General features: G+C 61.3%; 21 protein-coding genes. 10 read left to right on the top strand and 11 right to left on the bottom strand.

Annotated elements, in window-relative coordinates:
• Positions 1 to 87 precede the first annotated feature (87 nt).
• Together OPC11_RS10285 and OPC11_RS10280 are read left to right on the top strand one after the other, a co-directional pair.
• Positions 88 to 627 carry a HalX domain-containing protein gene (locus OPC11_RS10285; protein WP_007979589.1) on the top strand — a complete coding sequence of 180 codons (540 nt, stop codon included), beginning with the start codon at positions 88 to 90 and terminating at the stop codon, positions 625 to 627.
• A 110-nt stretch (positions 628 to 737) separates the two neighbouring features.
• On the top strand, positions 738 to 2138 hold the full coding sequence (locus OPC11_RS10280; protein WP_264781812.1) for an MATE family efflux transporter: 1401 nt from the start codon (positions 738 to 740) through the stop codon (positions 2136 to 2138).
• Positions 2139 to 2191: 53 nt separating this feature from the next.
• On the opposite strand, the gene OPC11_RS10275 is transcribed toward OPC11_RS10280, so the two are convergent.
• The 4 genes from OPC11_RS10275 to gatB all read right to left on the bottom strand — a co-directional run bounded on the left by OPC11_RS10275 (position 2192) and on the right by gatB (position 5623).
• The gene (locus OPC11_RS10275; protein ID WP_007979587.1) at positions 2192 to 2905 is read right to left on the bottom strand and encodes a lytic transglycosylase domain-containing protein; all 714 of its coding nucleotides are present in this window, start codon (positions 2903 to 2905) and stop codon (positions 2192 to 2194) included.
• 134 nt (positions 2906 to 3039) lie between these two features.
• Positions 3040 to 3717, bottom strand: coding sequence for a DedA family protein (locus tag OPC11_RS10270; RefSeq protein ID WP_007979586.1), 678 nt, complete (start codon positions 3715 to 3717; stop codon positions 3040 to 3042).
• The gene (locus tag OPC11_RS10265) at positions 3702 to 3959 is read right to left on the bottom strand and encodes a hypothetical protein (RefSeq protein WP_264781811.1); all 258 of its coding nucleotides are present in this window, start codon (positions 3957 to 3959) and stop codon (positions 3702 to 3704) included. The genes OPC11_RS10270 and OPC11_RS10265 overlap by 16 nt, the downstream gene beginning before the upstream one ends.
• Positions 3960 to 4105: 146 nt before the next feature.
• Positions 4106 to 5623: an Asp-tRNA(Asn)/Glu-tRNA(Gln) amidotransferase subunit GatB gene (gatB, locus tag OPC11_RS10260; RefSeq protein WP_007979582.1), complete on the bottom strand. Its 1518-nt coding sequence runs from the start codon at positions 5621 to 5623 to the stop codon at positions 4106 to 4108.
• Positions 5624 to 5855: 232 nt separating this feature from the next.
• Between gatB and OPC11_RS10255 the strand changes: the two genes are divergently transcribed.
• The 3 genes from OPC11_RS10255 to OPC11_RS10245 are packed head-to-tail and all read left to right on the top strand — an operon-like array spanning position 5856 to position 10776.
• A complete protein-coding gene (locus OPC11_RS10255) occupies positions 5856 to 6122 on the top strand; it encodes a hypothetical protein (protein WP_232423799.1) in 267 nt (88 codons plus the stop codon).
• Between the two features lie 27 nt (positions 6123 to 6149).
• Entirely contained in the window at positions 6150 to 9728 is a 3579-nt protein-coding gene (gene smc / locus OPC11_RS10250; RefSeq protein WP_264781810.1) for a chromosome segregation protein SMC, read from the top strand.
• A complete protein-coding gene (locus tag OPC11_RS10245; protein WP_264781809.1) occupies positions 9721 to 10776 on the top strand; it encodes a ScpA family protein in 1056 nt (351 codons plus the stop codon). Before smc ends, OPC11_RS10245 begins: the two co-directional genes overlap by 8 nt.
• Here OPC11_RS10245 and OPC11_RS10240 read toward each other — a convergent pair.
• From OPC11_RS10240 to OPC11_RS10225, 4 genes are all read right to left on the bottom strand, one after another.
• On the bottom strand, positions 10773 to 11843 hold the full coding sequence (locus tag OPC11_RS10240) for an alanine--glyoxylate aminotransferase family protein (RefSeq protein ID WP_264781808.1): 1071 nt from the start codon (positions 11841 to 11843) through the stop codon (positions 10773 to 10775). The genes OPC11_RS10245 and OPC11_RS10240 overlap by 4 nt on opposite strands.
• A gap of 162 nt (positions 11844 to 12005) precedes the next feature.
• On the bottom strand, positions 12006 to 12854 hold the full coding sequence (gene mtnP, locus OPC11_RS10235) for an S-methyl-5'-thioadenosine phosphorylase (protein WP_264781807.1): 849 nt from the start codon (positions 12852 to 12854) through the stop codon (positions 12006 to 12008).
• A gap of 182 nt (positions 12855 to 13036) precedes the next feature.
• Positions 13037 to 13636: an HD domain-containing protein gene (locus OPC11_RS10230; RefSeq protein ID WP_264781806.1), complete on the bottom strand. Its 600-nt coding sequence runs from the start codon at positions 13634 to 13636 to the stop codon at positions 13037 to 13039.
• Between the two features lie 5 nt (positions 13637 to 13641).
• On the bottom strand, positions 13642 to 14352 hold the full coding sequence (locus tag OPC11_RS10225) for a phosphoribosyltransferase (RefSeq protein ID WP_069452967.1): 711 nt from the start codon (positions 14350 to 14352) through the stop codon (positions 13642 to 13644).
• A 292-nt stretch (positions 14353 to 14644) separates the two neighbouring features.
• Here OPC11_RS10225 and OPC11_RS10220 point away from each other — a divergent pair, with 292 nt between their 5' ends.
• Complete coding sequence (locus OPC11_RS10220) at positions 14645 to 16033, top strand: S1 family peptidase (protein ID WP_264781805.1); 1389 nt, start codon at positions 14645 to 14647, stop codon at positions 16031 to 16033.
• A 1191-nt stretch (positions 16034 to 17224) separates the two neighbouring features.
• Here OPC11_RS10220 and OPC11_RS10215 read toward each other — a convergent pair.
• Positions 17225 to 17578 carry a HalOD1 output domain-containing protein gene (locus OPC11_RS10215; RefSeq protein WP_264781804.1) on the bottom strand — a complete coding sequence of 118 codons (354 nt, stop codon included), beginning with the start codon at positions 17576 to 17578 and terminating at the stop codon, positions 17225 to 17227.
• 633 nt (positions 17579 to 18211) lie between these two features.
• On the opposite strand from OPC11_RS10215, the gene OPC11_RS10210 reads away from it, so the two are divergent.
• A complete protein-coding gene (locus OPC11_RS10210) occupies positions 18212 to 19135 on the top strand; it encodes a PhzF family phenazine biosynthesis protein (protein WP_264781803.1) in 924 nt (307 codons plus the stop codon).
• Between the two features lie 18 nt (positions 19136 to 19153).
• On the opposite strand, the gene OPC11_RS10205 is transcribed toward OPC11_RS10210, so the two are convergent.
• Positions 19154 to 19501 carry a KTSC domain-containing protein gene (locus OPC11_RS10205; RefSeq protein ID WP_007979552.1) on the bottom strand — a complete coding sequence of 116 codons (348 nt, stop codon included), beginning with the start codon at positions 19499 to 19501 and terminating at the stop codon, positions 19154 to 19156.
• Positions 19502 to 19681: 180 nt separating this feature from the next.
• Here OPC11_RS10205 and OPC11_RS10200 point away from each other — a divergent pair, with 180 nt between their 5' ends.
• Together OPC11_RS10200 and ppsA are read left to right on the top strand one after the other, a co-directional pair.
• The gene (locus tag OPC11_RS10200; protein ID WP_264781802.1) at positions 19682 to 20020 is read left to right on the top strand and encodes a hypothetical protein; all 339 of its coding nucleotides are present in this window, start codon (positions 19682 to 19684) and stop codon (positions 20018 to 20020) included.
• Positions 20021 to 20139: 119 nt separating this feature from the next.
• Positions 20140 to 22434: a pyruvate, water dikinase gene (gene ppsA, locus OPC11_RS10195; protein ID WP_007979548.1), complete on the top strand. Its 2295-nt coding sequence runs from the start codon at positions 20140 to 20142 to the stop codon at positions 22432 to 22434.
• Between the two features lie 100 nt (positions 22435 to 22534).
• Here the strand turns inward: ppsA and OPC11_RS10190 are convergent, their stop codons facing one another.
• The gene (locus OPC11_RS10190) at positions 22535 to 23050 is read right to left on the bottom strand and encodes an HPP family protein (RefSeq protein ID WP_069452976.1); all 516 of its coding nucleotides are present in this window, start codon (positions 23048 to 23050) and stop codon (positions 22535 to 22537) included.
• Positions 23051 to 23213: 163 nt separating this feature from the next.
• Here OPC11_RS10190 and OPC11_RS10185 point away from each other — a divergent pair, with 163 nt between their 5' ends.
• Positions 23214 to 24335, top strand: a complete 1122-nt coding sequence (locus OPC11_RS10185; protein WP_264781800.1) for a hypothetical protein — start codon at positions 23214 to 23216, stop codon at positions 24333 to 24335.

Raw genomic sequence — 24335 nt, 5'->3', positions numbered from 1 at the left:
ACCAAAGATATATGTGCATCTGATTGATTATCTCTACCACCACACGGTTAGAATATGAATGCAGATGGGAATATCGGTGTGCTAATCGTGGACGATGAGGTGGAGGTGACCACGCTCTACGAGGAGTGGCTCGCCGCGCATCGGACACACGTTGCACACGATGGACAGGAGGCCCTTACAGTGCTCGACCGGCGAGGAGAGGAGATCGATGTGGTTCTTCTCGACCGGAAAATGCCGACGTTGAGCGGCTCCAAAGTCCTCGAACGCATTCGTGCACAAGCGTACGACTGTCGCGTCGCCATGATCACCGCGGTGGCACCCGACTACGATATCATCGACATGTCGTTCGACGAGTACATCACGAAACCAGTCGATGGCGATACCATTCGACGGACGGTCGAGGCGCTGTACAGTCGGGCACAGTACGCGGAGACGTTGACCCACTACTATTCGCTCGTTTCGACGCACGCCAACCTCTTGGCGGAACATTCCTACGACGACCTGCAAGAGAACGACGAGTTCGTTTCGCTCGAAACGGAAATCGAGTCCGTCCGCCGCAGTCTCGACTCGTCCCTCGAAGTCGACGACCACCGCGAGTTTCAACACGTCCTCCGCGAGATTCAGTAGTCTGTACTCACGAGAAACCGGCAGAGAGCGGACGGGATACGTTCGTTTAAGAACCATTCGACCGTTGCTCTGAAACGTTTATGTCCGGGCGACCTACAGGACGCGTCGATATGACCGACGGTGCCATCACGCCGAAACTGGTGGCGCTGGCGTGGCCCCTGGTCGTCGGTAACCTCCTCCAGACGTTTTACAACCTCGCGGACATGTTCTGGGTCGGCCGGGTCGGCACCAACGCGGTCGCGGCCGTCTCGCTCATGTTCCCGACCTCGTGGCTGTTCGTCTCGCTCGCGATGGGACTCACCGCGTCGTCGGTCGCGCTGGTGTCACAGCATATCGGCGCCGGTGACGACCGGGCCGCGGACAACGTGGTCGCACAGACGACCCTCCTCACCGTCCTCGCCGGGGTCGTCCTCGCCGCGTTCGGCTACGCGTTTCGCTCGCAACTCCTCACGCTCGTCGGTGCGGAAGGGCCGGTCTACGTGCAGGCGCTCCAGTACATCGAAGTCCTGTTCATCTCCATCCCGTTCACGTTCCTGTTTTTCGTCTTCAGGGCGGTTCTCCGCGGCGCTGGCGACACTCGAACCGCGATGTGGTTGATGGTTATCTCCGCCGGGATGAACGTCGTCCTCGACCCGATACTCATCCTCGGCTACGGCCCGTTCGACCCCATGGGAACGCAAGGTGCGGCGGTCGCCACGCTCGTCGCTCGCGTGTTCGCCGCCGTCGTCGGCGTGTACGTCCTCCTGCAGGGGGACTGGGGGATCCGACTTCGACTCGACGACCTCCGCCCCGACTGGCCGGTGCTGAAACGACTCGTCACGGTCGGCTATCCTGCGACCATCGACGGTGCGGCGCGGAGTTTCGCCGCCGTGGCGATGGCCGCGTTGGTCGCTCGGTTCGGACCGGTGCCAACCGCCGCCTACGGCGTCGGCGTTCGAATGATGTCCGTTTCGTGGACGGTTTCGGGGGCGGTCGGACAGGCCGCCGCGACCGGCGTCGGTCAGAACCTCGGTGCGGAGACGCCCGACCGCGCAGCCGAGGTGACGCGGAAGGCGACCATCGGAACGTTAGTGGTGCTGTTCGGCGCTGGCGGATTGATGGTGCTCTTTCCCGACGTCGCCATCAGCGTGTTCACGGACGACCCAGAGGTGGTCCGCGTCGGCACTCACTTCCTCGAAGTCATCGGGCCGTTTCTCGCCTTCTTCGGCGGGCTGATGGTGATTCAGGGCGGGTTCCGCGGCGCGGGGAACACCGGAGTCGCGATGGCGCTCTCGTTCCTCTCGCGCTGGATGCTTCGGATTCCCGTCGCGATACTGCTCGCCTACCAGTGGACGCTGCAACTCGGTCCGCTCACCCTCTCCGGGCTCGCGTGGGGCGTCAACGGTCTCTGGTGGGCGTGGTCGATTTCGGCCATCGGGTCGTTCGTCATCGGCGTCCTCTGGTTCAGCCTCGGCACGTGGCGACAGGGCGTGTTGGGGGACGAGGAACGACAACCGACGACCGCGGACTGAGCGGTCGGAACGTCGGCACGGTCAACAAAAAACGGGCACGGTGCTTCGAATCCTCACGCGTCGGTGAGATACCGCTCGACCGACCAGCCCCACACGCCTCGGTCGAGCCAGTGGACGCCCCACCACGTGTAGCCGCCTTTGTCCGTCGGACCGTTCATGATTTCGCCGACCTCGCCGGGTGAGATGGTTGCGACGATTGGCTGACCGGTTCCCGGCTGCTCCCGCGTGTTCAGATCGACCGTCGGCGTTACTCGGTCGCCATCGACGAATTTGTCACCGCCACTGCCGCCGCCGTAGGTGTCGCGGTAGTACGCCGCGGCGTCCTTCACGTCGCTGACGTACGACCAGCTGTGGTTGTAGGCGTAGAGCGCGCTGTCCCAGTCGCCGGGCGCGCCGCTGTCGGTCAGGTAGTAGGCGGCGGCCGGAATCGCGTCCTGATAGTCACAGATGTCGGCCACGCCGTCGCCGTTCCCGTCGATGCCGTAGTAGTCCCACGTCGAGGGCATGAACTGCATCGGGCCTTTCGCCCCGGCGGACGAGGTGTCACACCCCGCCTCGTACTGGCCGTGTTGGGTCTCGATCCAGCCGACGCCAGCGAGATACGTCCAGTCGATTCCGTAGTCGCTTCCCGTCTGCTGGTACTCGGTCAGATAGTTCGACGGGATGGAACCGGGCGTCGCCGCCGCGGACCCCGAGAGGCCGCTAATGGTCACCGCCGCCGTTCCCGTCGCACCGACTTTCTTTAGTATGTTGCGTCTGGATGGCATCTGCAATTATCTGGCGAGTCTACAGAGAAATATATTTTTCTCCAAATTCCAGAAATAAAATTGCCAGGACGGAGTATCCGACCGTCCTCGGCGGTGCTTCCGGCCGGACAAAAGCGGGCGAATCGGGCGCGCCTTCACCGTTGTGAGGCGATTTCTCGGATGAGGTGTTCACGAGCAAGCCAGACGCCCGCGGTTCCAACCGCGAGGACGACGCCGATGCCCGCGATGACGGCCCAGTTTCCTCCGATTCCCTCGATATACGGCGTGACCGTGGTCGAAATCGTCGTGACTGCCCAGTCGAGCGGTGAGGTTTCCCCGGACCCCTCGTAGACGAGGTACGTGAGAAACACGTTGAACACCAGCGAACCGCTCGCGGAGTAGACGGTGAAGGTCCGCACGTCCATCTCGGCGATTCCGGCCGGAATCGAGATGATGGCGCGCATCAACGGAAGCATCCGTCCCCAGAGAACGGAACTCCGGCCCCATCGTCGGAACCAGCGTTGGCTTCGCTCCAAATCTGACTCGGAGACGTGAAGGATGTGTCCGTACCGGTCGAGCGCCGCCTTGCCGTTCCTCCCGAACGCGTAGTACCCGAGGAGGCTCCCGGCGGTCGCTCCGGCGGTGGAAACCGCGACGAAGAACCCGAATGACATCGGGTCGTGGACGAGTTGCGTGGCCGCGAACGGGACGACGATTTCGCTCGGCGCGAAGTGGAGGATGAACGCCGTTTCGAGCGTCAAATAGATGAAGACTGCCAAATACCCGTATTTCACGACGAACGAGAGAATGGTATTGGCTAGCCAATCGAACATTCGATAACCCCTTCTTCGTTCTCCATAATTAATTTTTTCATGGCGAATAATCTCAATATTATTGTTGTCGAACAATACCGTTCCGTAGCGAACCCATGTGATAACGTCTCGTACTTTATAGCCGACGCGCCACGCTCGGCTGTCATCGCCAACGGCACGATGAACAGCGGCAATTCGCCCGGAATCGCGTATTCAAGCGAATAGACGACGAACGTCGCGACGAAAACGCCCAGGCCGGTCACGAATCATATGTCTTGCTCCGAGAACCACACGTAGGTTTAAATCGAAAGAAGAGACCAACCGCCGACATGCCGTAGCCGATTGCCGCGAAGGGGTCGAGGCGGGTGTGCGACGCTCCCCTCGCGGTCGTTTCCACGTCGCCTGTTCGTTACTCGTCCAGTCGTTCGCGGAGCATGCCGTTTACGCTTCCGGGGTCGGCGCTGCCGCCGGTCTTCTGCATAACCTGTCCGACGAGGAAGTTGATAGCGCCACCTTCCCCGGCGTGGTAATCCTCCACCGTGTCCGGGTTCTCCTCGATGGCTTCCGTTACGGCCTGCTCGACTTCGCCCGAGTCGGCCTTGCCGAGTCCCTCGCGGTCGATGATGGTCTCCGGGTCGTCGCCATCGTCCAGCATCTCTCGGAGAACCGTCTCTTCCGCGTTCTTGGCCGTAATCTCGTCCTCGGCCACCAGTCGAATGAGGTTCTTGAACTCCCCGAGGCGTTCCTCGACGTCCGTGATCTCCATGTCGCGGTAGTTGAGTTCCCCGAGAAGGCTGTCGGCGACCCACGCCGCGGCGAGGTCGGGGTCGAACGCTTCGGCCACGTCTTCGTAGAAGTCAGCGACCTGCTTGCTCGACGTGAGCTTGCTCGCGGCCTCCTTGTTCAGGCCGTACTCCTCGCGGAACCGCTCGCGGCGGGCGTCCGGCAGTTCCGGGATTTCGAGCTTTTGCTTCCAGTCGCTCACTTGGAGCGGCGGTAGATCTTCTTCGCGGAAGTAGCGGTAGTCCTTCTCTGCTTCCTTCGAGCGCATCGAAACCGTGGAACCGTGCGTTTCGTTGAAGTGGCGCGTTTCCTGTTCGATGGCCTTTCCGCGGCGGATGAGGTTCTTCTGTCGGCTCTCCTCGTAAGCCAGCGCGCTTTCGGCCCCTTTGTGACTCGAGATGTTCTTGACTTCGGTCCGGTTCGCCTCCGCGAGAACGTCCTCGGGAATCGACCCGTCGTCCGCAACGTCCTCCTCGGGAATGATGGACAGGTTGGCGTCGATGCGCAGGCTACCGTCCCGCGTCGAGTCGAAGACGCCGAGGTATTCGAGCACTTCCTCCAACTTTTCGAGGAAGGAGACGACTTCGCCGGGTTCACGGAAGTCGGGTTCGGTGACGATCTCCATCAGCGGCGTCCCGGCGCGGTTGTAGTTGACGAGGGTGTAGTCGGCGCGGTCGATGCCGACGGTCCGGGTTTCGATGTCGCCCGTTCCGTCCCGAACGTGCCGGAGACTGCCGGGGTCCTCTTCGAGGTGCGCGCGGTGGATACCGACCGTTCGGGTTTCACCCTCGAAGCTGAACTCCAGTTCGCCGTCCTGACAGATCGGCGCGTCGTACTGGGTAATCTGGAATCCCTTCGGGAGGTCGGGGTAGAAGTAGTTCTTCCGGTGGAAGGTCGTCTCCTCGGGGATGTCGGCGTCGATGGCCTTGCCGACCTTGACGGCGTACTCCACGGCCGCCTCGTTCAACACCGGGAGCGCCCCCGGAAGCCCGAGACAGACCGGACAGGTGTAGGTGTTTGGTTCGGCGTCGTCTTGGTCGGTCGAACACCCGCAGAAGATCTTCGTGTCCGTTTCCAATTGGACGTGGATTTCGAGGCCGATAACGGCCACGAGTTCGCCCTCTTGGACAGCCTGAGCAGTCATTACAGACTGGTTGGTCGGGTGAGTGTTAAAAGCCTACGGGACGCTTCCAACGACGCCTCTCACGAACGGAACGAGCTAATCGGTCCCGCTTCGGTTTCCGTGAGCATTCGCCGTCGATACGTTGTCGGTGCTCGACCTACTGTCCTATTGGTTGTGACGGAGCGATTTACTTCACAGGAGTCTGCCACATGTCTGACGCACATTTATAGGCAAACCGTCACGCATACGTTATATGACTAGCCAGCGCGACCGTATCGGCTCACTCGAATCTCGAATGGAAGAACTGGAAGCGACGATTCGTGGCCTGACGGAGGAACTCGTGGACGCGAACCAGCGAATCCGCGAACTGGAGCAGGCACAGGAAACGGCGGACGCGGACTCGAAATCGGAATCAGAATCGGAATCGGCGCAGGACGAAGAGGCTAAATCTGACGAGTCCAAGGACGACACAGAAGAAGAGGAGTCGTCCGGACTCGGTGACGACATCATCGTCGCGTAGGACTTCTCCTCACCCCACGAGCAATCCATGCACATCAAAACGCTCGTCCTCGACAAATTCAAGAGCTTCGGCCGGAAGACCGAAATCCCGTTTTACGAGGACTTCACCGTCGTGACCGGCCCGAACGGCTCCGGGAAGAGTAACATCATCGATAGCGTTCTCTTCGCGCTCGGATTGGCCCGAACGCGCGGCATTCGCGCCGAGAAACTGACCGACCTCATCTACAACCCCGGCCACGACGGTGACGAGGCGGCGGGCAACGGACCGCTCGAAGCATCCGTGGAAGTCGTTCTGGACAACAGCGATGGCACCCTCGACCGGACGCAGGTCGTCAACGCCGCCGGGACGGATAACGTCGGTGACGTGGACGAAATCACCATCAAGCGCCGGGTCAAACAGACCGAGGACAACTACTACTCGTACTACTATCTGAACGGCCGCTCGGTCAACCTTTCGGACATACAGGACCTGCTCGCACAGGCGGGTGTGACGCCGGAAGGTTACAACGTCGTCATGCAGGGCGACGTGACCGGTATCATCAACATGACGCCGTACGAGCGGCGCGAAATCATCGACGAAATCGCCGGTGTGGCGGAGTTCGACGCGAAGCGGGACGCCGCCTTGGAAGAACTCGAAGTGGTCAAAGACCGGGTTGAGGAGGCCGAACTGAGAATCGAGGAGAAAGAAGACCGGCTCGACCAGTTGCGGGACGAACGTGAGACGGCGCTCGAATATCAGGGTCTCCGCGACGAAAAAGAGGAGTACGAAGGTTATCTGAAGGCTGCCGAACTCGAAGAGAAACGGTCGGATTTGGACGCGACTCGAACGGATATCGACGCCAGAAAGGAGGAACTCGTCTCCCTCCAGCGCGAACTGGACGAAAAGCAGGGAAAAGTCGTCCGTCTCGAAGACCAACTGGAGGAACTCAACGCCGAAATCGAGCGCAAGGGCGAGGACGAACAGCTCGCCATCAAGAGCGAAATCGAGGAGGTCAAAGGCGAAATTTCCCGTCTCGAGGACAAAATCGAGACGGCGGAAGAGAAGATCGAGGACGCGGAAAACCGGCGACGGCAGGCGTTCGTCGAAATCGACCGTAAACAGGAGACGGTCGACGAGTTGGACGGCGACATCCGAGACATCAAAATCGAGAAGGCCTCGGTTAAGGGTGAAATCGGAACCAAGGAAGCGAAACTCGCCGAAATCGAGGATGAGATAGAGAACGTCGACACCGAGTACGACGAGGTGAAAGCCGACCTCGCCGAGAAGAAAGACGCTCTGGAAGCCGAAAAGAGCGAGAAAAACGAGCGCCAGCGGGAGAAAGACCGCCTGCTGGACGAAGCGCGGCGGCGTTCGGACGCGGTGAACGAGAAGCAAAACGAACTCTCGTCGGCCCGCGAGCGGATTCCCGAACTCGAAACCGAACTCGGCGATTTGGCCGACGAACTGACGAAAGCCGAGCGAAACGCGGCGCAAATCGAGGACGTGGTGTCGGATCTGAAGGAAGAAAAGTCCGAACTTCAGTCGGACCTCGACGCGGTAGAAGGGAAGATACAGTCCAAACAGCAGGAGTACGCCAAACTGGATGCGCGGGCCAACGAGAGCGGCGATTCGTCGTTCGGTCGAGCCGTTTCCACGATTCTGAACGGCGGGGTGGACGGCGTTCACGGCGCGGTGGCACAACTCGGAAGCGTGAACCAGCAGTACGCAACGGCCTGCGAGACGGCCGCGGGCGGCCGACTGGCGCAGGTCGTCGTGGACGACGACAGCGTCGGACAGCGCTGTATCGAGTATTTGAAACAGCGAAATGCGGGCCGGGCGACCTTCCTGCCCATCACGAAGATGCAAAAGCGCCGCCTACCGTCCCTGCCCAACACGCCGGGCGTGGTCGATTTCGCGTACAATCTCATCGACTTCGATTCGGAGTACGCCTCGGTTTTCTCCTACGTCGTCGGCGACACGCTCGTCGTGGAGGACATGGAGACGGCCCGCGAGTTGATGGGCGACTTCCGCCTCGTGACGCTCTCGGGCGAACTCGTGGAGAAGAGCGGGGCGATGACCGGCGGTTCGACCAGCGGGTCGCGCTACTCGTTTTCTGCCTCCGGCAAGGGGAAAATCGAGCGCGTGGCGCGCCAGATCAACGAGTTGGAGGACGAACGCCAGTCGATTCGACAGTCCATCAACGGCGTCGAAGAGCGGTTGGACGACGCCCGCGACCGGCAGACCGACGCGACGGACCAAGTTCGAAGCATCGAGAACGACATCGAACGGAAGGAGTCCGAACTCGAATCCATCGAGGAGCGCATCGGGTCGCTCCAGGACGAAATCGAGGAGCTACAGGACGAACGCGAGTCGGTCACCGAGCGGATGGAGGAACTCGACGCCGAGGTGTCGGCCCACGACGAAACCATCGCGTCCATCGAGGAGGACATCGCGGACCTCGAAAGCGAACTCGCGGATTCGAAGATTCCCGAGTTGACGAGCGAGGCCGACGAGGTGAACGAAGAAATCGACGCGCTTTCGGACCGAATGGATTCGCTCGACGGCAAACTCAACGAACTGCAACTCGAAAAGCAGTACGCCGAGGACGCCATCGACGACCTCCACGACGAGGTGGAGTCCGCACAGAACCGAAAAGCCGAGCAGGAAGAGCTGATTTCGGAACTCGAATCGGACATCGAGGAGCGAGAGGAAATCCTCGAAGAAAAGCGCGAGGCGGTATCGGAACTCGAAGAGGAACTGACCGAACTCAAGGACGAACGCGCCGAGTTGAAGGAGGAACTACAGGAGGCGAAGTCGAAACGCGACGCCCAGCAGTCGAAGGTCGAGGGCGTCGAGAACCGCCTCGAAAGCCTGCAGCGGAGCGCGAGTCGTCTCGAAGAGGAGGTGTCCGAACTCCGGGAGGAGGTCGGCGAGTACGACCCCGAGGACGTGCCGGACCACGATGAAGTGCAGGAAAACATCGACCGACTCACTCGACAGATGGAGGCGCTCGAACCCGTCAACATGCTCGCCATCGACGAGTACGACGAGGTGGACGAGCAGTTGGACGACCTGAAGGACCGAAAAGCGACGTTGGTGGAAGAGCGCGACGGCATCCGCGAGCGTATCGACTCCTACGAATCACAGAAGAAGGAGACGTTCATGGAGGCTTTCGACGCCATCGACGCGCACTTTCAGGATATCTTCACTCGCCTGTCGGCCGGGTCGGGCGAGTTGTTCCTCGAAAACGACGACGACCCCTTCGACGGCGGCCTGACGATGAAGGCGCAACCGGCGGACAAACCCGTCCAGCGTCTCGACGCCATGAGCGGGGGCGAAAAGTCGCTGACCGCGCTCGCGTTCATTTTCGCCATCCAGCGCTACAACCCCGCGCCGTTCTACGCGCTGGACGAGGTGGACGCCTTCCTCGACGCCGTGAACGCCGAACGCGTCGGTGAGATGGTGCACGAACTGGCGGGCGACGCACAGTTCGTCGTCGTCTCGCATCGCTCCGCGATGCTCGACCGTTCGGAGCGGGCCATCGGCGTGACGATGCAGGGGGACAACGTGAGCAGCGTGACTGGTATCCGGTTGGACGGGGAGCAGGAGGTGCCCGCGGATGACTGAGGAGATTCCGGAGGAATCTCCAGAAGCGAACGGCGAAGTTGCCGAGCAACGCTCGGCAGTCAGCCAGACGGAGTCTGGCGAAGCCGCGAGTAGCGATTCTCCGAAGGAAAATCGGAACGCGAGTAGCGCGGAAATCCGTTCCGCGGACAGTCGAGCGGCGGAGCCGCGAGACGACGACATACCGCTCGATATCGCCGGTCACGAAGACCGGGAGCGGGGGGAGTCGGACCTCCTCTCCGACCTGCCGACGGAGGAGTCGGACGACGAGGTGGAACCGGTCGAACTGCTCGTGCAGCTCGCGGAGGAGGGCGAAATCGAGCCGTGGGACATCGACATCGTGGACGTGACGGACAAGTTCCTCGACCGGTTGGACGGCACCGACCTCAGAACTTCGGGACGGGCGCTGTTTTACGCCAGCGTACTCCTTCGGATGAAGAGCGACGCGCTCCTCTCGGAGGACGAACCGGAGGAGGAAGCGGAACTCGAACCGTGGGAAGCGCCGATGTCGATGGACGAGACGGACGGGTTCGATCCGGTCGCGTCACTCGAAGACGAGATGGAGCGACGACTCGACCGGAAAAGTGCCCGTGGCAAGCCTGAGACGCTGGACGAACTCGTCCGCGAACTCCGGGAGCGCGAACGCGGGTCCTGGTGGAAGGAGTCGCGGACCTACGACACGAGCGGGTCGCCGCAGGGGTTCCAGCGCGGAACCCAGACGCTCGATTACCACTCGGGCGACGACATGCGCTTCGACGACGAACCCACGGAGTCGGAGGTGACGGGCACGACCCACGACGAGGACATCGAGACGGTCATCGACGACGTGCGGGGTGCGCTGGTCGAACAGTACGAAGCGGGGAGAACGGAAGTGCTCTACGCCGAAATCGAAACGGTCGGTTCGACGCGGGTCATGACGTACCTCGCTCTACTGTTTCTTGCCCATAGAGGAACGCTCGTGCTCGAACAAGACGACCTGTTCGGCGACCTCTGGGTGCAGGACGCCCGCGAGACGGACGACGCGGAACCGCCGGAACTCCTCGCTGATTAATCGAGCACCGATTCGAGCGCGTCCATCGTCTTCTCGACGCGCGTTTCGTCGGCGCTGTAGCCCATGTGACCGACTCGGAGGAGGTCCGATGCCATCTCACCGAGTCCGGTGGCGACGAGGACGTCGTGGTCCTCGTACAATCGCTCCTGTATCTCCTCCGCACGTCCCTCGATCTCGAAGGCCGTGACGGTGGGCGAGCAGAGCGACTCCGTTCCGGGGAACGGTTCGAGTCCGAGTTCCTCGCCGCGCTCCCGGCAGCGTTCGGCCGCCGTTTCGTGGCGCGCGAACGCGCTCTCCCGACCTTCGTCGAGAATCCGGTCCAGCGACGCCTCCAGGGCGTACAGGTTCGACACGAGGTGCGTGTACGGCAGGAACGAGTAGTCGGCGTCCTGCCACGGTTCCAGACTGGTGTAGAAGCCGTTCTGATCGGTTTCCTCGACCTTCTCCCACGCCGCATCGCTGACGGATATGGTGGTCAGGCCGGGCGGCGAACTGAAACATTTCTGCGAGGCTCCGAGACACACGTCGATGTTCTCGACCGGGACTTCGGTGCCGCCGAGCGACGACACGGCGTCCACGATGGTTAGAATCCCCGCCTCCTGCAACGTCGCCAGAATCTCGTCGAACTCGTTCAGCAGACCGGTCGGCGTCTCACAGTGGACCATCGTGGCGGCGTCGAAGTCGCCCGATTCGACGCGTGCGGCCACCTCGTCCGGGTCGAATGCGTCCCTGTAGTCGCCCTCGTGGACCACCGGGGTGCCGCCCGCCATCTCCACGAAGTCCGCGAAGCCGTCGCCGTACACCCCGTTGGCGAGACAGAGCACGTCGTCGCCCGGCGCGACCAGCGAATCGACCGCGGTTTCCAGTCCGAGGATTCCCTCGCCGCCGAGGACGACCATCTCGTCGTCCGTTCCGTACACCCGCGCCAGTTTGTCGAGGAGGGTTTCATAGTACGATTCGAACTCGGGATTCACGTCGGGGTTCATTGCCGGTTGCGCCATCGCTTCTCGAACGTCCTCGGGGACGGCGGTCGGCCCCGGCGTCATCGTGAGCGTGTTCTCGTCCATAGGTCCCCTGCGTTCGCCGTCGAAGTTAAACCGTTCCACCGACCAGGACCCTGGGGACGTTCCACCTGTCCGGGACCCTGGGGACGGTCGAAGACCGGACTGGGCCGCTGGAAAAGCTCGTCGTTTTCCTACGTCGGTTTCGTTACCGAGTTCGGCTCGGATTCAGAGGTACTCGCCCGCGAGCAGGTCGACTTCCTCGCGCGTCTCTTCGGGAATCGCTTCCGTCGGGGTGTTGATGGTGCCTTCGAGCGCGTGGTCACAGTCGCACTCGCGCTCGTCGGGCATGGTTCGAATCGCGTGCTCGACGACCTCCTTGATGGCGTCCTCGTTCTTCGCGGCGTTGTCGAGCACTTCCTCCAACGTCACCTCGCTGTCCTCCTTCCACACGTCGTAGTCCGTGACGCCCGCCACCGTCGCGTAGCACATTTCGGCCTCTCGGGCGAGTTTCGCCTCCGGGATAGCAGTCATGCCGATGATTTCGAAGCCCTGTGCGCGGTAGAACTCGCTCTCCGCGCGGGTCGAGTACTGCGGGCCCTCGATACAGACGTAGGTGCCGCCCGAGTGGTGGTCCGCGTCGGTCGCCTCGCCGCTGGCCTCCGAGAGGTGAGAGACCATGTGCGGGCAGTACGGGTCCGCGAAGGGCATGTGGACGACCATGCCGTCGCCGAAGAACGTCGGGGTTCGGTGTTTCGTCCGGTCGAAGATCTGGTCGGGAATCACGAGCGTCTGCGGCGGCAGTTCCTCGCGGAGGCTACCGACCGCGTTGCTCGCCAGAATCCGCTCCACGCCGAGTTGCTTCAGCGCGTGAATGTTCGCCCGATACGGCGCTTCCGTCGGCGTCTTCTGGTGTTTCGGACCGTGGCGGGGCAGGAAGGCGACTTCCTTCCCGGCGAGTTCGCCGATGGTGACGGGCGCGCTGGGTTCGCCGAAGGGCGTCGTCACGTTCTCCTCGCGGGTGTTTTCGAGTGGCAGTGCGTCGTAGATGCCGCTTCCGCCGATGAAGCCTATCATGACGGGTACTCGTCCCGGTGTCCACCTAAACGACACGGGTTCGGTTCGGACGGGGATTCGGAGCCTTTTTCGCCCGTCCGTGCCGCACGATACCGCGACATACGACCCGAAATGCGATATCGGAGACCTTCCGTATCGTCCCCGCTCTTGGCTCGGGAACGGACCTCTCGGCTGCGGACCGCTTATTCGTCCGTCCCGTCCCGAACGGCCTCGTAGCGCGTCTCGATTTCCTCGAACAGTTCCTTGCCGATCGCGGTTCGGAGTCGCGGCTCCGCCGTGGCGAAGAATTCGTCCAAATCCTCGTACTCGTCGAACCGGTCGTTCTCCCGCTCGCCGTCGTACCGCGCTTCGCGCTCGTAGACGAGCGCTTGCAGGCACATGTCCACCAGGTCCATGTCCTTGACGAAGACGGACTCGGGGGTCTCGCGGGCTTCGTACTCCTCCCACAGGTCGCGGATTTCGGGGTCCAGCGCGGGTGCGAGGTCGGCCATGGCTTCGCGTTCCCGCCGGTCTTTTTCCGCCGCTGAAACCCGCTGGTCGGCGTCGTCCACGCGCGTCGCAACGTCCCCCGTTTTCGCCTCCGCGAGGTCGTGGACGAGCGCCATGCGGAGCGCTCTGTCGGTGTCGATGTCGGCTTCGTTTCCGTACTGCAAGCAGAGCAACGCGACGCCCCACGTGTGTCCCGCGACCGACTCGGGGTCAGAAACCTCCCGGAGTTGCCACCCGGTTCGGCGTTCGTCCTTCAGCGCGAACGCTTCCGCGAGCGCGTCGATGGTGTCCACGGTTTCTACTGCACGCCGGTCGAGTTCTCCAGCAGTCGCCAGCCGTCGTCCTCGCGGGCGAGGACGTCTCGCCGAACCATCTCTTCGAGGACTTCGCTCAGGCGGTCCGGTTGGGCGATCTCCATCTGGATTCGCTCCACGTCGTGGTACTCGTTGAGGTAGTGTCGGATGTCGTCCTTCGTGAACACCTCGTCGTCGGCTCGGTCCAGCGCGCCGCTGGTGATGTCTATCATGTCCTCGATGAAGTTCCACGGGTAGACTATCCACGCCCACTCCTCCAGTCGCTCGCCGATGTAGTCGGGGTCGAACTCGCTCGTCTGGAGCAGTTGGAGGGTGGCGGTTCGGATTTCGCCCGCGTCGCGGTCCTCGACGTACTCCGCGGCGTGCTTGATGGACCCGCCCGTATCCGCGATGTCGTCGATGATGAGCACGTCCTTGCCCTCGACGCTCCCCTCGGGCATGGGGTAGCGGACTTCGGGTTCGCTCGACTTCTGGGCCGCCCCGACGTAGTGTTCCATCTTGAGGCTCGTCAGGTCGTCCAAGCCGAGGAAATCACAGATACATCGCCCGGCGAACCAGCCGCCGCGTGCGAGCGCCACGATGACGTCCGGTTCGAATTCGGAAGTTTTCACCTGCTCGCTCACGTCGCGGCAGAGACTGTAGATGTAATCCCAGTTGGTGATGGTACATTTGAAATCGTCCGGGATATCGCTCATTCTATCCGAACGTCGCGCGTCGGCACACTTAACGGTTTACAGGTGGTCGCGTACCCCCAGTTGCACGCGTCGTCGAACTCCGAGAAATGCTCACTGCGGAGTGTATTCGCCGGTTTGGAGATGACGGAGGGAACGCGCCGTCGCGTAGTGGTTCCCGTCCGCGATGGTCGGTCGTTCCCCGTGGAAACGCCACCACGCCAGCGCCATCAACTATATTACGATTCGCTCCTTAATATCATCGAATCAGGCAGTGAAACGACTGGAGACGGACCTGTCCTGACGCCCCCAAACCATGACGCACACACAAGAATTCGAACACCTCCTCGACTGCAAGAACGTCCTCGGCGTCGATTACGACGAGGAAACGAACACGCTCACGGTCTTCGTCTCGCAAAAGCTCCCGGACGCGGAACTCGACGACGAGGACAACGTGAAAAAGCGCGTCTCCGGCGTTACCGTCCGCGTCGAAGACGCGGGCTACGGCGACGAACGCGACGGGTTCGACGCGCTCGCCTTTCTCGAACCCCTCCCCGATGCCGAGGCGGGCCGCCACGACCGCCATCGACCGGTCGTCGGCGGTATCAGCGAAATCAACGCGAAATCGACGGCCGCGACCGCCGGGCCGTATCCCGCCCGCGTGACCGACACCGACGCCGCGAACTGGGCCGAGTCGGTCTCCGAGGGCGACGTCGTTCGCCTCTCGAACAATCACGTCTACGCCCGGGTGAACGAGGGCGAGTTCGGCGAACCGGTCATCCAGCCATCGCCGAGGGACGGCGGGAGCATGCCCGACGACAAGACCGGCGAACTGCGCGGCTACGTCACCATCGACGACGGCGCGCTGGTGGACGTCGCGGCGCGCTCCGTCGACCCCGAGCGGGAATCGCCCGAGTACTACAAGTTGGACGACTCGTGGCCGACGAGCGTCCGCCGCGAGGACTACCGCTCGCTCAAGGGTCAGACGGTGACGAAGACGGGCCGCACCACCGGCGTTACGAGCGGCGACGTGAAGGCGACCGGGGCGAGCGTCCGCGTGAACTACGGCGACGCGGGCACCATCAAACTCCGCGACCAACTCATTGCGGGACCGATGTCGAAGGGCGGCGACAGCGGGTCGCCCGTCTTCCTCGATTCGACCGGCGAACTCGTCGGCCTGCTCTTCGCCGGGTCCTCGCGCCAGACCATCTTCTCCAAAATCGCGGCCGTCGAGTCGGAACTCGGCGTCGAACTGCTGACCGAGGAACCCGGCGAGGGCGGGAGCGGTGGCGGTGGAAGCGGTGGCGGACGCGGCGGCGATGATGGTGGTCGTGGCGGAGACGGTGACGGCGGCCGTGGCGGTACGGGCGGAGGCGACGATGGGTCGGTTACCTACCGCGAGACGTTCGACACCACGGTCACGGTTTCGACCGACGGCCCGGAACTGTCCTTGGAGTCGTTCTCCGTGTCCGACGCGACCGGTTCCGGTAAGCAGGTGAAAGCGATCGCCGAGGTGTCCGGCACCGCCGTCGGAACCGGATGGCTCTCCGTGCAGGGGAACCGAACCACGTTCGAGTTGACCGACGAGCACGAGCGCGACGGAGCCTTCGCCCGCGACGTGTCCTTGTCCGTCGAGGTTCCCGACTCCTCGTCGGATACCTTCGATTTGCGCGTCACCGGCGGCTACGTCGTTCAATCGTCGTAACGGCATTCGAGTCGAGTTGGGTTTCGCTTTTGTTGTTTCAGTTCCTGGGTGACAGTGACCACACTGCCACCGCTTCCAGTCCGCGCATGGAGAAAGGAGAATAGGGACACGATTAGCAGCAGGCCGATAGCTTTGCCATAGAAATACGCGAGCGGGACGACCGTTACACCCGCGTAATGACGGTGTACGCGAGGAGGGCGGAGGCGAGCGTATTTCGTTCCATAGATCAACTTACTGAGTTGTGGGAATCTTTTAAAATAATCTCATATGTCATGGATTACAATATCGGATTCGGCTATTCCGAACGATTTGGAGAAGAGTAGTTTGTTTTCTGGGATTTCAGCGCGTCATAAGGTGCGTGATTGGTTTGATAACCGAAGTGGAACGTGCGACGGTGGTAAGGTTGATTTCTTGAATTTGGCCAATTTGGGTGATTGACTTCCTGTGGGCAGTATAAGCGGCAGTAGAATCTGGTAAGTCACATTCAACTGATTTACCATCGTATACGACCCAGCCTGCACGGCCAACACTCTCCGACGGCGGTGCCACCGTATCCTTGTCGACAACGATCGTCAGGCACGTCGCCGCCGAGAAAAAAGTGAACCCCAGCGATCTCAGACCGCTATACGAGGTAATCGACCCGGAAGCCCTTGATTTGCTATTCGACCCATTGACCGACGGAACGCTCCGAGCCAGCGGCCGTGTTATTTTCGAGTATAGCGGCTGCCAAGTCGTTGTCACAGGAACTGGTGATGTTCAAGCAACACTGCTTGAGAGCTCCTGAGAAAGCGGAGTCACCGACAGTCAACCATGCTCGGGGATATCTCGCCAATGAGTGTGAATACGAGTGCACTCTCATCGGTGGTCTACACCTCGATGAGACTCCTTTTCACTCTCTGAGCGGCGTGGATGCTCTCATTCGGAATCCTCGCGGTAGTGACACCGATCGGTATCCATTTACCAGCACACTCTGTTTGCTAGCGTATGGCAGAGTTTGTCGTTCGTTTGGACGAGCAGCCCAATATCGAGCTCGACACGCTCGACGTTGGTGTTGAAAAAAAAAATCATTGCTTTCGACATTACAGGCACAATACGAGATATCGACGATGAGCTCCTTGAACAGCTGACCGACACACCACTCCGACCAACCGAGATCCACTTTACTACGGACGAAGCGGACACAGACTGAATCTACTCGGGTCCTTCCTCTGGCGAGTGGTCGTTGTCCAACTCTGAGTCTGACTGGTGAACCGTAATCTGCCCGCTGCTGTCGATTCTGACGTGGTACGTATCATAATTGAACAGCACATGCCCATTTGTTTCACGCGGTTCACCTGCAGCCCGTGGTCCGAAGAGCGCATCGAGTGCTTCGGGATCAACAAACTCCGAGAGGAGTGCGAGTTCGGTGGGATCAGCATCGTTCAGTGTTGCAACAGCCTTAATCAACTCTTCACTAACATTATCCGTTCTCGGATCAAACTCTGTTTGGTAGGCCGCATCGTCTGTCTGCTTGTGCTCGTCGTCGGAAGGGGGGTGTTCGGTCATGGTGTGGGTGCGAGAAGTACTAACTCTAGAATGTACCCACACATGGGATGTGAAACAGCCAGACTGTTTCTGAAAGGTTTGTTTCCGCCGCCTGGAAACAGATACACAGTATGTTCTTGCTTCTCCGTCAAAGACACCTATGCACGCCAGTCACCTAAAGGTCTGGTTCGGAATCACCACCAAAGAGATAGATGGTTGTTATCTCTATTGTCATCGGGCACTTCATAGCCATTAGGGGGAGTCAATGACTGTCGCCTCTACTGTATTTCACTCGAGACTGGGTGTGTCCACGTCTGCTTAGTGCAACATGAAGCAGTGGTACAAATGGGCTTCAACCAATCTACTTTCATGTACAAGTGGTCCAAGTTTACTGCCCTCTGAAAAGCGAAAGCAGACATGCTTCCCGCCGCTACTGATTACGAACCGAATGTAATGGGTGTTTCTTATTCCTCCTCCACCGATAGTGAGAAATGTAGTGTGGCAGGAGAATCACGGAGTGATATCGAGGACGAGGGAGAACCGATTACGGACTCGGTTTGACCGTGGTTAGAATGGACAACGGGGAATCCAATTCAACCATCCCGCGGGTATCGAGAACCGAGGCTTAAACACCCCGTCGGACCATGCCCCGGTATGCAAACCTGTCGAACGCTGCTCGTGGACGCGTTCACGGACGAACCGCTGGCCGGAAACGCCGCCGGTGTGGTTCCCGACGCCGACGATTTGACGGCCGACCAGATGCAGGCCATCGCCCGCGAACTCTCGGTGAGCGAGACGGCCTTTTTTGTCGAAAGCGAGGACGCGGACCGCCGGGTTCGGTACTTCACGCCCACCACCGAAATCGACCTCTGCGGACACGCGACGGTCGCCTCGCACGTCCACCTGCTCGAAGACGACCGCATCGAACCGGGAACGCACGCGCTCGAAACGAACGTCGGCGTGCTGGACATCGAGGTGGAAACGGACGGCACCGTCTGGATGACCCAAGACGACCCCGACGTCGAACCCGTCGATGTCGAGTACGAGCGGGTGGGCGAGGCGCTCGGCATCGACCCGGCGGCGCTCCGCGACGTGGGCGAGGACCTCCCGCTGGCGGTTTCCTCGACGGGACTTCCCATTCTCATCGTCCCCGTCAACTTCCTCGAACACGTCGGCGGCGCGGACCCTGACATGGAGGCCATCGAGGAAATCGGGAACGAGGTCGGCGCGCTCGGCGTCTACGTCTTCACGTTCGACGCCATCGAGGCGGGCTCGACGCTCCACGGGCGGATGTTCGCCCCCGCGGTGGGGATTCCGGAGGACCCGGTGACGGGCACGGCGAGCGGGTCGGTCGCGGCGTATCTGGACGCGTACGACGCGTTCGACAACGAGGGCGAATCCGGGAATTTCCCGGACGAACTCCGCTTGGAGCAGGGTCACTTCGTTGACCGACCGGGCTACGTGCGCGTGCGGGTCGATAATGAAACCGGCGTGCGAGTCGGGGGTCGGGCGACGACCGCGCTGGACGGCAGTTTGGTCGCCCCCGACGCGGCGGACGACGACATCATCGAGTGCTGACGACGGACGCGAACGACGTTATCGAATCCGACGATAGTCGTACGCTCCCCGAATATTTTCGTGAAAGTACGACCCGTGTGAGCGGGCGCTCAGGAGTTCCTGATACACCGATTGGGGAACGTCGGCGTACCGATACACGCCGCCGCTGTGGAACTCGATTTCGAGCGTCTCCTCCTCCGGGTCGTAGCCGACGCTCGCCAAACTGGTCGAATCTACGGGCGTCCGGGTTCGCGTCACGGACGCCAGCATGTCGTACGGGACGTATCCGACGACGCCCGCGTGGCGTCCCCGGAGGACGATTCCCTCGTTCCCTTCCTCGAATTCGTCGCACTCGATTCGTTCGCCGTCGCGTGTGCGCGCTTTCATCGCCGAAGCCACGATTCGAACGACCCTCAACGCATCGGCCCGCAAATCATTGCTGTAAGTTATACAGAGGCACAGAAAGTTATTTATGTATAATCGACATCTTCTATGGTGTGCCAATCCGGACGGTTCTACACGTCCATTTATCCAGTCCGTCGTGCTGTCCGGGTGGTCGGAGAAGCCATGACTAACAGCGAGACGCCAACCGAAACCGGAATTTCTACAGCCGTACCAAGCACGCGCGACCTGTCGAACGTCTTCGACGCTTTGCAACGCCCGGAACGTCGAACTGTCCTATCGTTCCTTCACGAGTGCGACGCCGACACCATCAAGTTGGACGAACTCGGAGCGCACGTTTCGTCTCGATTGACTGGTACGGACGAAACCCTCGTCCGGTCGATGCTTCATCACCACCATCTTCCCAAGCTGGCGGACTACGGGTTCATCGATTACGACAGAACGACCCTCGTAATCCGTCCGTGCGCCGACGTCGATGAGCTACTTCCCCTGTTCGTAGAATGACGAAAATCGCCCCCGGCGTCCTGGTGGCGATTCCAGAGTATATTCGGTTCTGAGTTACTTTTCCACGACGAACTGGTCGGAACATTCTTTATGTACCTGCTTGTTTCCCCCCATACGCAATGGTTGTACTCTGGCTGGACGAAATCAGTGCAAACGACCTCGAACTGGTCGGTGGCAAGGGGGCCTCGCTCGGTGAACTCACCGGTGCGAACCTCCCTGTCCCGCCGGGATTCGTCGTGACCGCCGAAACCTATCGACGGTTCATCGAAGAAACCGGTATCGCAGAAGAGCTGTTCGAGGCCGCTGACGTCGACACCGAGGATTCCGCGGCACTGGCGGAGGCCGAGTCGCGGGCGGAAGAGCTCATTCTCGGTACCGACATTCCTGAAGACATGCGCGAGGGTATCCTCGCCGCCTACGATAATCTAGATGACGGGAAGGCGTTCGTCGCCGTCCGCTCCTCCGCGACGGCCGAAGACCTCCCGGACGCGTCCTTCGCGGGACAACAGGAGACGTTCCTCAACATCACGCGCGACGATCTCGTCGAGCGAGTGAAGGAGTGTTGGGCGTCGCTGTTCACCCAGCGCGCTATCTACTACCGACAGGAGAAGGACTTCGACCACAGGAAAGTGGACATCGCCGTCGTCGTCCAGCGCATGGTGGACGCCGAAAAGAGCGGCGTCATGTTCACCAGCCACCCCTCGACCGGCGAGCCGAAGATAATCATCGAGGCCGCGTGGGGGCTCGGCGAGGCGGTCGTTTCCGGGTCCGTGTCGCCCGACAACTACGTCATCGACCGCGAAACCGGTGCGGCCGAGGACGTCACCATCGCCGACAAGAAGGTGATGCACGTGAAAGACCAGGACACCGGCGAGACGGTCGAACGAAGCGTTCCCGACGATAAACGGAACGCACGCGTCCTCTCGGAGGCCGACATCGACCGGCTCATCGAACTCGGCGAGGAGGTCGAGAGCCACTACGAAACCCCACAGGACGTGGAGTGGGCTATCGTGGACGGAGAGGTCTTCATGCTCCAGTCGCGTCCGATAACCACCATCAGCGACAACGGCACCATCGAGGCCGAGTCGTCCGAAGGCGTCGCCGACGGCAGCGGCGCGGCCGGAGCGGTCGGCGCGAGCGGGCACGAAATCCTCGTCGACGGACTCGGGGCCAGCCCCGGTATCGCGAGCGGCGCGGTCCGACTCGTCACGAAACTCGACCAACTCGACAAGGTGCGCGAGGGCGACATCATCGTCACCGAGATGACGACGCCCGACATGGTGCCCGCGATGAAGCGCGCGGCGGGCATCATCACGGACGAAGGTGGCATGACCAGCCACGCCGCCATCGTCTCGCGCGAACTCGGCGTCCCGGCCGTCGTCGGCTGTAGCAACGCCACCGATTCCCTCGAAGACGGGCAAGTCGTCACGTTGGACGGCGACAAGGGAACCATCCGTGAGGGCAAGCCCGAGCGAGAGACGGAGCGCGAGCCCATCGAGGAGGCGCGACCGAAGACCCCCGTCAAACCGATGACCGCGACGGAGGTCAAGGTGAACGTCTCCATCCCGGAGGCCGCGGAACGCGCCGCCGCCACGGGAGCCGACGGCGTCGGCCTGCTCCGAATGGAGCACATGATCCTCTCGACCAACAAGACGCCCGAACGCTACATAGAGGACCACGGCGTGGACGCCTACGTGGACGAAATCGTGGAGGGAATCCGCGGCGTCGCCGAGGAGTTCTACCCCCGACCCGTCCGCGTTCGCACGCTCGACGCGCCGACCGACGAGTTCCAACAGCTCCAAGGGGGCGAGAACGAGCCGAACGAGCACAACCCGATGCTCGGCTGGCGCGGCATCCGCCGGAGCCTCGACAAGCCCGGCGTCTTCCAGCACGAACTCGACGCCTTCAGCGAGCTGTACGACATGGGCTACGACAACGTACAGATCATGTTCCCGCTCGTCAACGACGCGGAGGACGTCCTCCGCGCCCGTCGGCTGATGGCCGAATCGGGCATCGACCCCGACAAACGCTCGTGGGGCGTGATGATAGAGACGCCCGCGAGCGCGCTCCAAATCGAGGAGATGGCACAAGCGGGCATCAAATTCGCCAGTTTCGGCACCAACGACCTCACCCAGTACACCCTCGCGGTGGACCGCAACAACGAGAACGTCGCCAACCGGTTCGACGAACTCCACCCCGCCGTCCTCGAACTCATCGGCCAAACCATCGACTGCTGCCGCGAACACGACATCAACACGAGCATCTGCGGGCAGGCCGGGTCGAAACCGGAGATGGTTCGCTTCCTCGTCAACCGCGGCGTGTCGTCTATCTCGGCGAACATCGACGCCGTGCGCGACGTGCAACACGAAGTCAAACGCGTCGAGCAGAAACTGATGTTGGATTCGGTGCGGTAACGAACAATCCGATTTTTCGAACGATTTCGGAAAGCGCTCCAACACCGTATTTGCTCGCCGCTAAAGCGTGGTTCGCCGGGCGAGCAGTAGGGAGGGTAGCTTATTCACCGGAATAGATTGGATGTGGTCTACCAACTACTCGTTTAAACAGAAACAGTACAGCAGTATCCGACGCTACGAGGAGAACGATACTCACAACGATAATCACAACTTGAGTCGGGGTCGAGAGTAATCCAAGGGAGACGATAAGCGTCGTTGCGCAGGCGGGAGCGTGAATCATGTCGGTTGCAATCATCGCCCAACTAGTGAGAACAATCGAGACGACTGCACTCGCAACGAGGTGAAATTCTTCAGCTGAGCGGGCGGGGGGCAGTGCTGTGATCGCTGCACCATCTCCAAGCAAATGAAACGCAACAAATCCGGCGACACCGCCGATGAGATGCCCCCCGACAATCCGATACACCTGTCGTCGGTCTCTCCGGCGCTCGAACGCCAGCACGAATGCAGATGGGCCAAGGCTCGGGAAAATAAACGGCTCACCGCTCATCCATGCAACGAATCCGAGAACGGCAAACAAAAACCCCGCATAGAGACCGGTTTCTACGTGCTGTCTCATACCGATTTGTCAGCCCTTTCCATCGATATATCCTTTGTAGACGTATCGAAGACAACTGTTGTATGTACTTCTATTCGGTGTCGGTGCCGACCGTGAACCAGTCATCCTACTCCGACGTCGTTCCTGAAATTTTATATATCAAACTGAAGAATTGTATCGGGAGATGAATTGGAAACCGCTCGGAACCGCCCTCCTCACCGCGATGGTTCTCGTTGCAGGCTGTCTCGGTGGTCCCGCCGGTTCCGGGACGACGGACGGACGGAACGCGACATACGCGGCGACCGGAACGACGACCACGACCGGAACGGCGACTACGACGATTTCCCCGGCGAACGCTGACCTCCCGCCGGGCGTCACGACCGACGGGATTTCGGACGTGGACGCGCTGGTTTCGGCGCACGAATCCGCCCTGCGCGAAACCGGCTTTCGGTTCGAGGCCCGCCAAACGTCCCGCGCGGACGGCAATACCACAGTCGCCGTCCAGCACGGCCGCGCCACCGCGGGGCTGTCCACCGTGTTCACGCGGTTGAACATGACCGGTAATTTCCACTATCGGAGCGCGGTGTGGAAGAACGACTCCACCGTGATTTCGCGCGGCACGAGCGAGGAGGGGACGCGGTACCGAATCCGTCCGCGAGAAGAACGCGGCGTGGCGAAATCGAACACGATTCGGTCGATACTCCACTCCGGCGAGTTCGCCATCGACCACGTAGCGAGTGTCGATGACGGAACCCGAATCACGCTTCACGCCGACCGATTCTCCGGGAACGGCGGCTTCGAGAACGTCACCGATTACGACGCCACGCTGGTCGTGGATTCGGCCGGTCGCGTTCACCGCTTCCATCGGTCCATCGAAACCGATGGGCGAACCCGGTCCATCGACTTCGAACTCCTCGCGGCGCGCTCGGACGCCATCGACCGTCCCGAGTGGACCGACGAGGCGGGGCGGGCGGTTCGCGCCGACCTTCGGACCACGACTGACTCCGGTCGTCTCGAAATCGAACACCGCAGCGGCGACGCGCTTCCGGCCGGTTCGAGCATCGAACTCGGCCACAATGGAACGACGTACGCGGCGACGTTCGAGCACGCGCTCGAACCCGGCGAGACGGCGTACTTTTACTTCCCGAGCGACGGCGGCGACCCGATGCTGACCCGGACCGACCCAGGTCGTGACGCTGGCACGCGGTTCGAGGGCAGTTATTCGCTGACCATCGTCACCGCGTCCGACGTCATCGTCCAGTCGAGCGGCTTTTCCGTCGGGTACGACGAGTCGAGCGCGCCGTAG

The sequence above is a fragment of the Haladaptatus sp. T7 genome (assembly GCF_026008575.1).
Classification (GTDB): domain Archaea; phylum Halobacteriota; class Halobacteria; order Halobacteriales; family Haladaptataceae; genus Haladaptatus; species Haladaptatus paucihalophilus.
This window is presented reverse-complemented; position numbering and strand designations above follow the sequence as displayed.

Excerpts from the sequence above, each read along its gene's own strand:
- OPC11_RS10215 (WP_264781804.1), bottom strand. The coding sequence starts at position 17,578 with ATGACCGAACACCCCCCTTCCGACGACGAGCACAAGCAGACAGACGAT.
- OPC11_RS10220 (WP_264781805.1), top strand. The coding sequence starts at position 14,645 with ATGACGCACACACAAGAATTCGAACACCTCCTCGACTGCAAGAACGTC.
- OPC11_RS10245 (WP_264781809.1), top strand. The coding sequence starts at position 9,721 with ATGACTGAGGAGATTCCGGAGGAATCTCCAGAAGCGAACGGCGAAGTT.
- OPC11_RS10225 (WP_069452967.1), bottom strand. The coding sequence starts at position 14,352 with ATGAGCGATATCCCGGACGATTTCAAATGTACCATCACCAACTGGGAT.
- OPC11_RS10255 (WP_232423799.1), top strand. The coding sequence starts at position 5,856 with ATGACTAGCCAGCGCGACCGTATCGGCTCACTCGAATCTCGAATGGAA.
- OPC11_RS10190 (WP_069452976.1), bottom strand. The coding sequence starts at position 23,050 with ATGAGACAGCACGTAGAAACCGGTCTCTATGCGGGGTTTTTGTTTGCC.
- OPC11_RS10200 (WP_264781802.1), top strand. The coding sequence starts at position 19,682 with ATGACTAACAGCGAGACGCCAACCGAAACCGGAATTTCTACAGCCGTA.
- OPC11_RS10275 (WP_007979587.1), bottom strand. The coding sequence starts at position 2,905 with ATGCCATCCAGACGCAACATACTAAAGAAAGTCGGTGCGACGGGAACG.
- gatB (WP_007979582.1), bottom strand. The coding sequence starts at position 5,623 with ATGACTGCTCAGGCTGTCCAAGAGGGCGAACTCGTGGCCGTTATCGGC.
- OPC11_RS10270 (WP_007979586.1), bottom strand. The coding sequence starts at position 3,717 with ATGTTCGATTGGCTAGCCAATACCATTCTCTCGTTCGTCGTGAAATAC.
- OPC11_RS10205 (WP_007979552.1), bottom strand. The coding sequence starts at position 19,501 with ATGAAAGCGCGCACACGCGACGGCGAACGAATCGAGTGCGACGAATTC.
- smc (WP_264781810.1), top strand. The coding sequence starts at position 6,150 with ATGCACATCAAAACGCTCGTCCTCGACAAATTCAAGAGCTTCGGCCGG.
- OPC11_RS10210 (WP_264781803.1), top strand. The coding sequence starts at position 18,212 with ATGCAAACCTGTCGAACGCTGCTCGTGGACGCGTTCACGGACGAACCG.
- OPC11_RS10240 (WP_264781808.1), bottom strand. The coding sequence starts at position 11,843 with ATGGACGAGAACACGCTCACGATGACGCCGGGGCCGACCGCCGTCCCC.
- mtnP (WP_264781807.1), bottom strand. The coding sequence starts at position 12,854 with ATGATAGGCTTCATCGGCGGAAGCGGCATCTACGACGCACTGCCACTC.
- OPC11_RS10280 (WP_264781812.1), top strand. The coding sequence starts at position 738 with ATGACCGACGGTGCCATCACGCCGAAACTGGTGGCGCTGGCGTGGCCC.
- ppsA (WP_007979548.1), top strand. The coding sequence starts at position 20,140 with ATGGTTGTACTCTGGCTGGACGAAATCAGTGCAAACGACCTCGAACTG.
- OPC11_RS10185 (WP_264781800.1), top strand. The coding sequence starts at position 23,214 with ATGAATTGGAAACCGCTCGGAACCGCCCTCCTCACCGCGATGGTTCTC.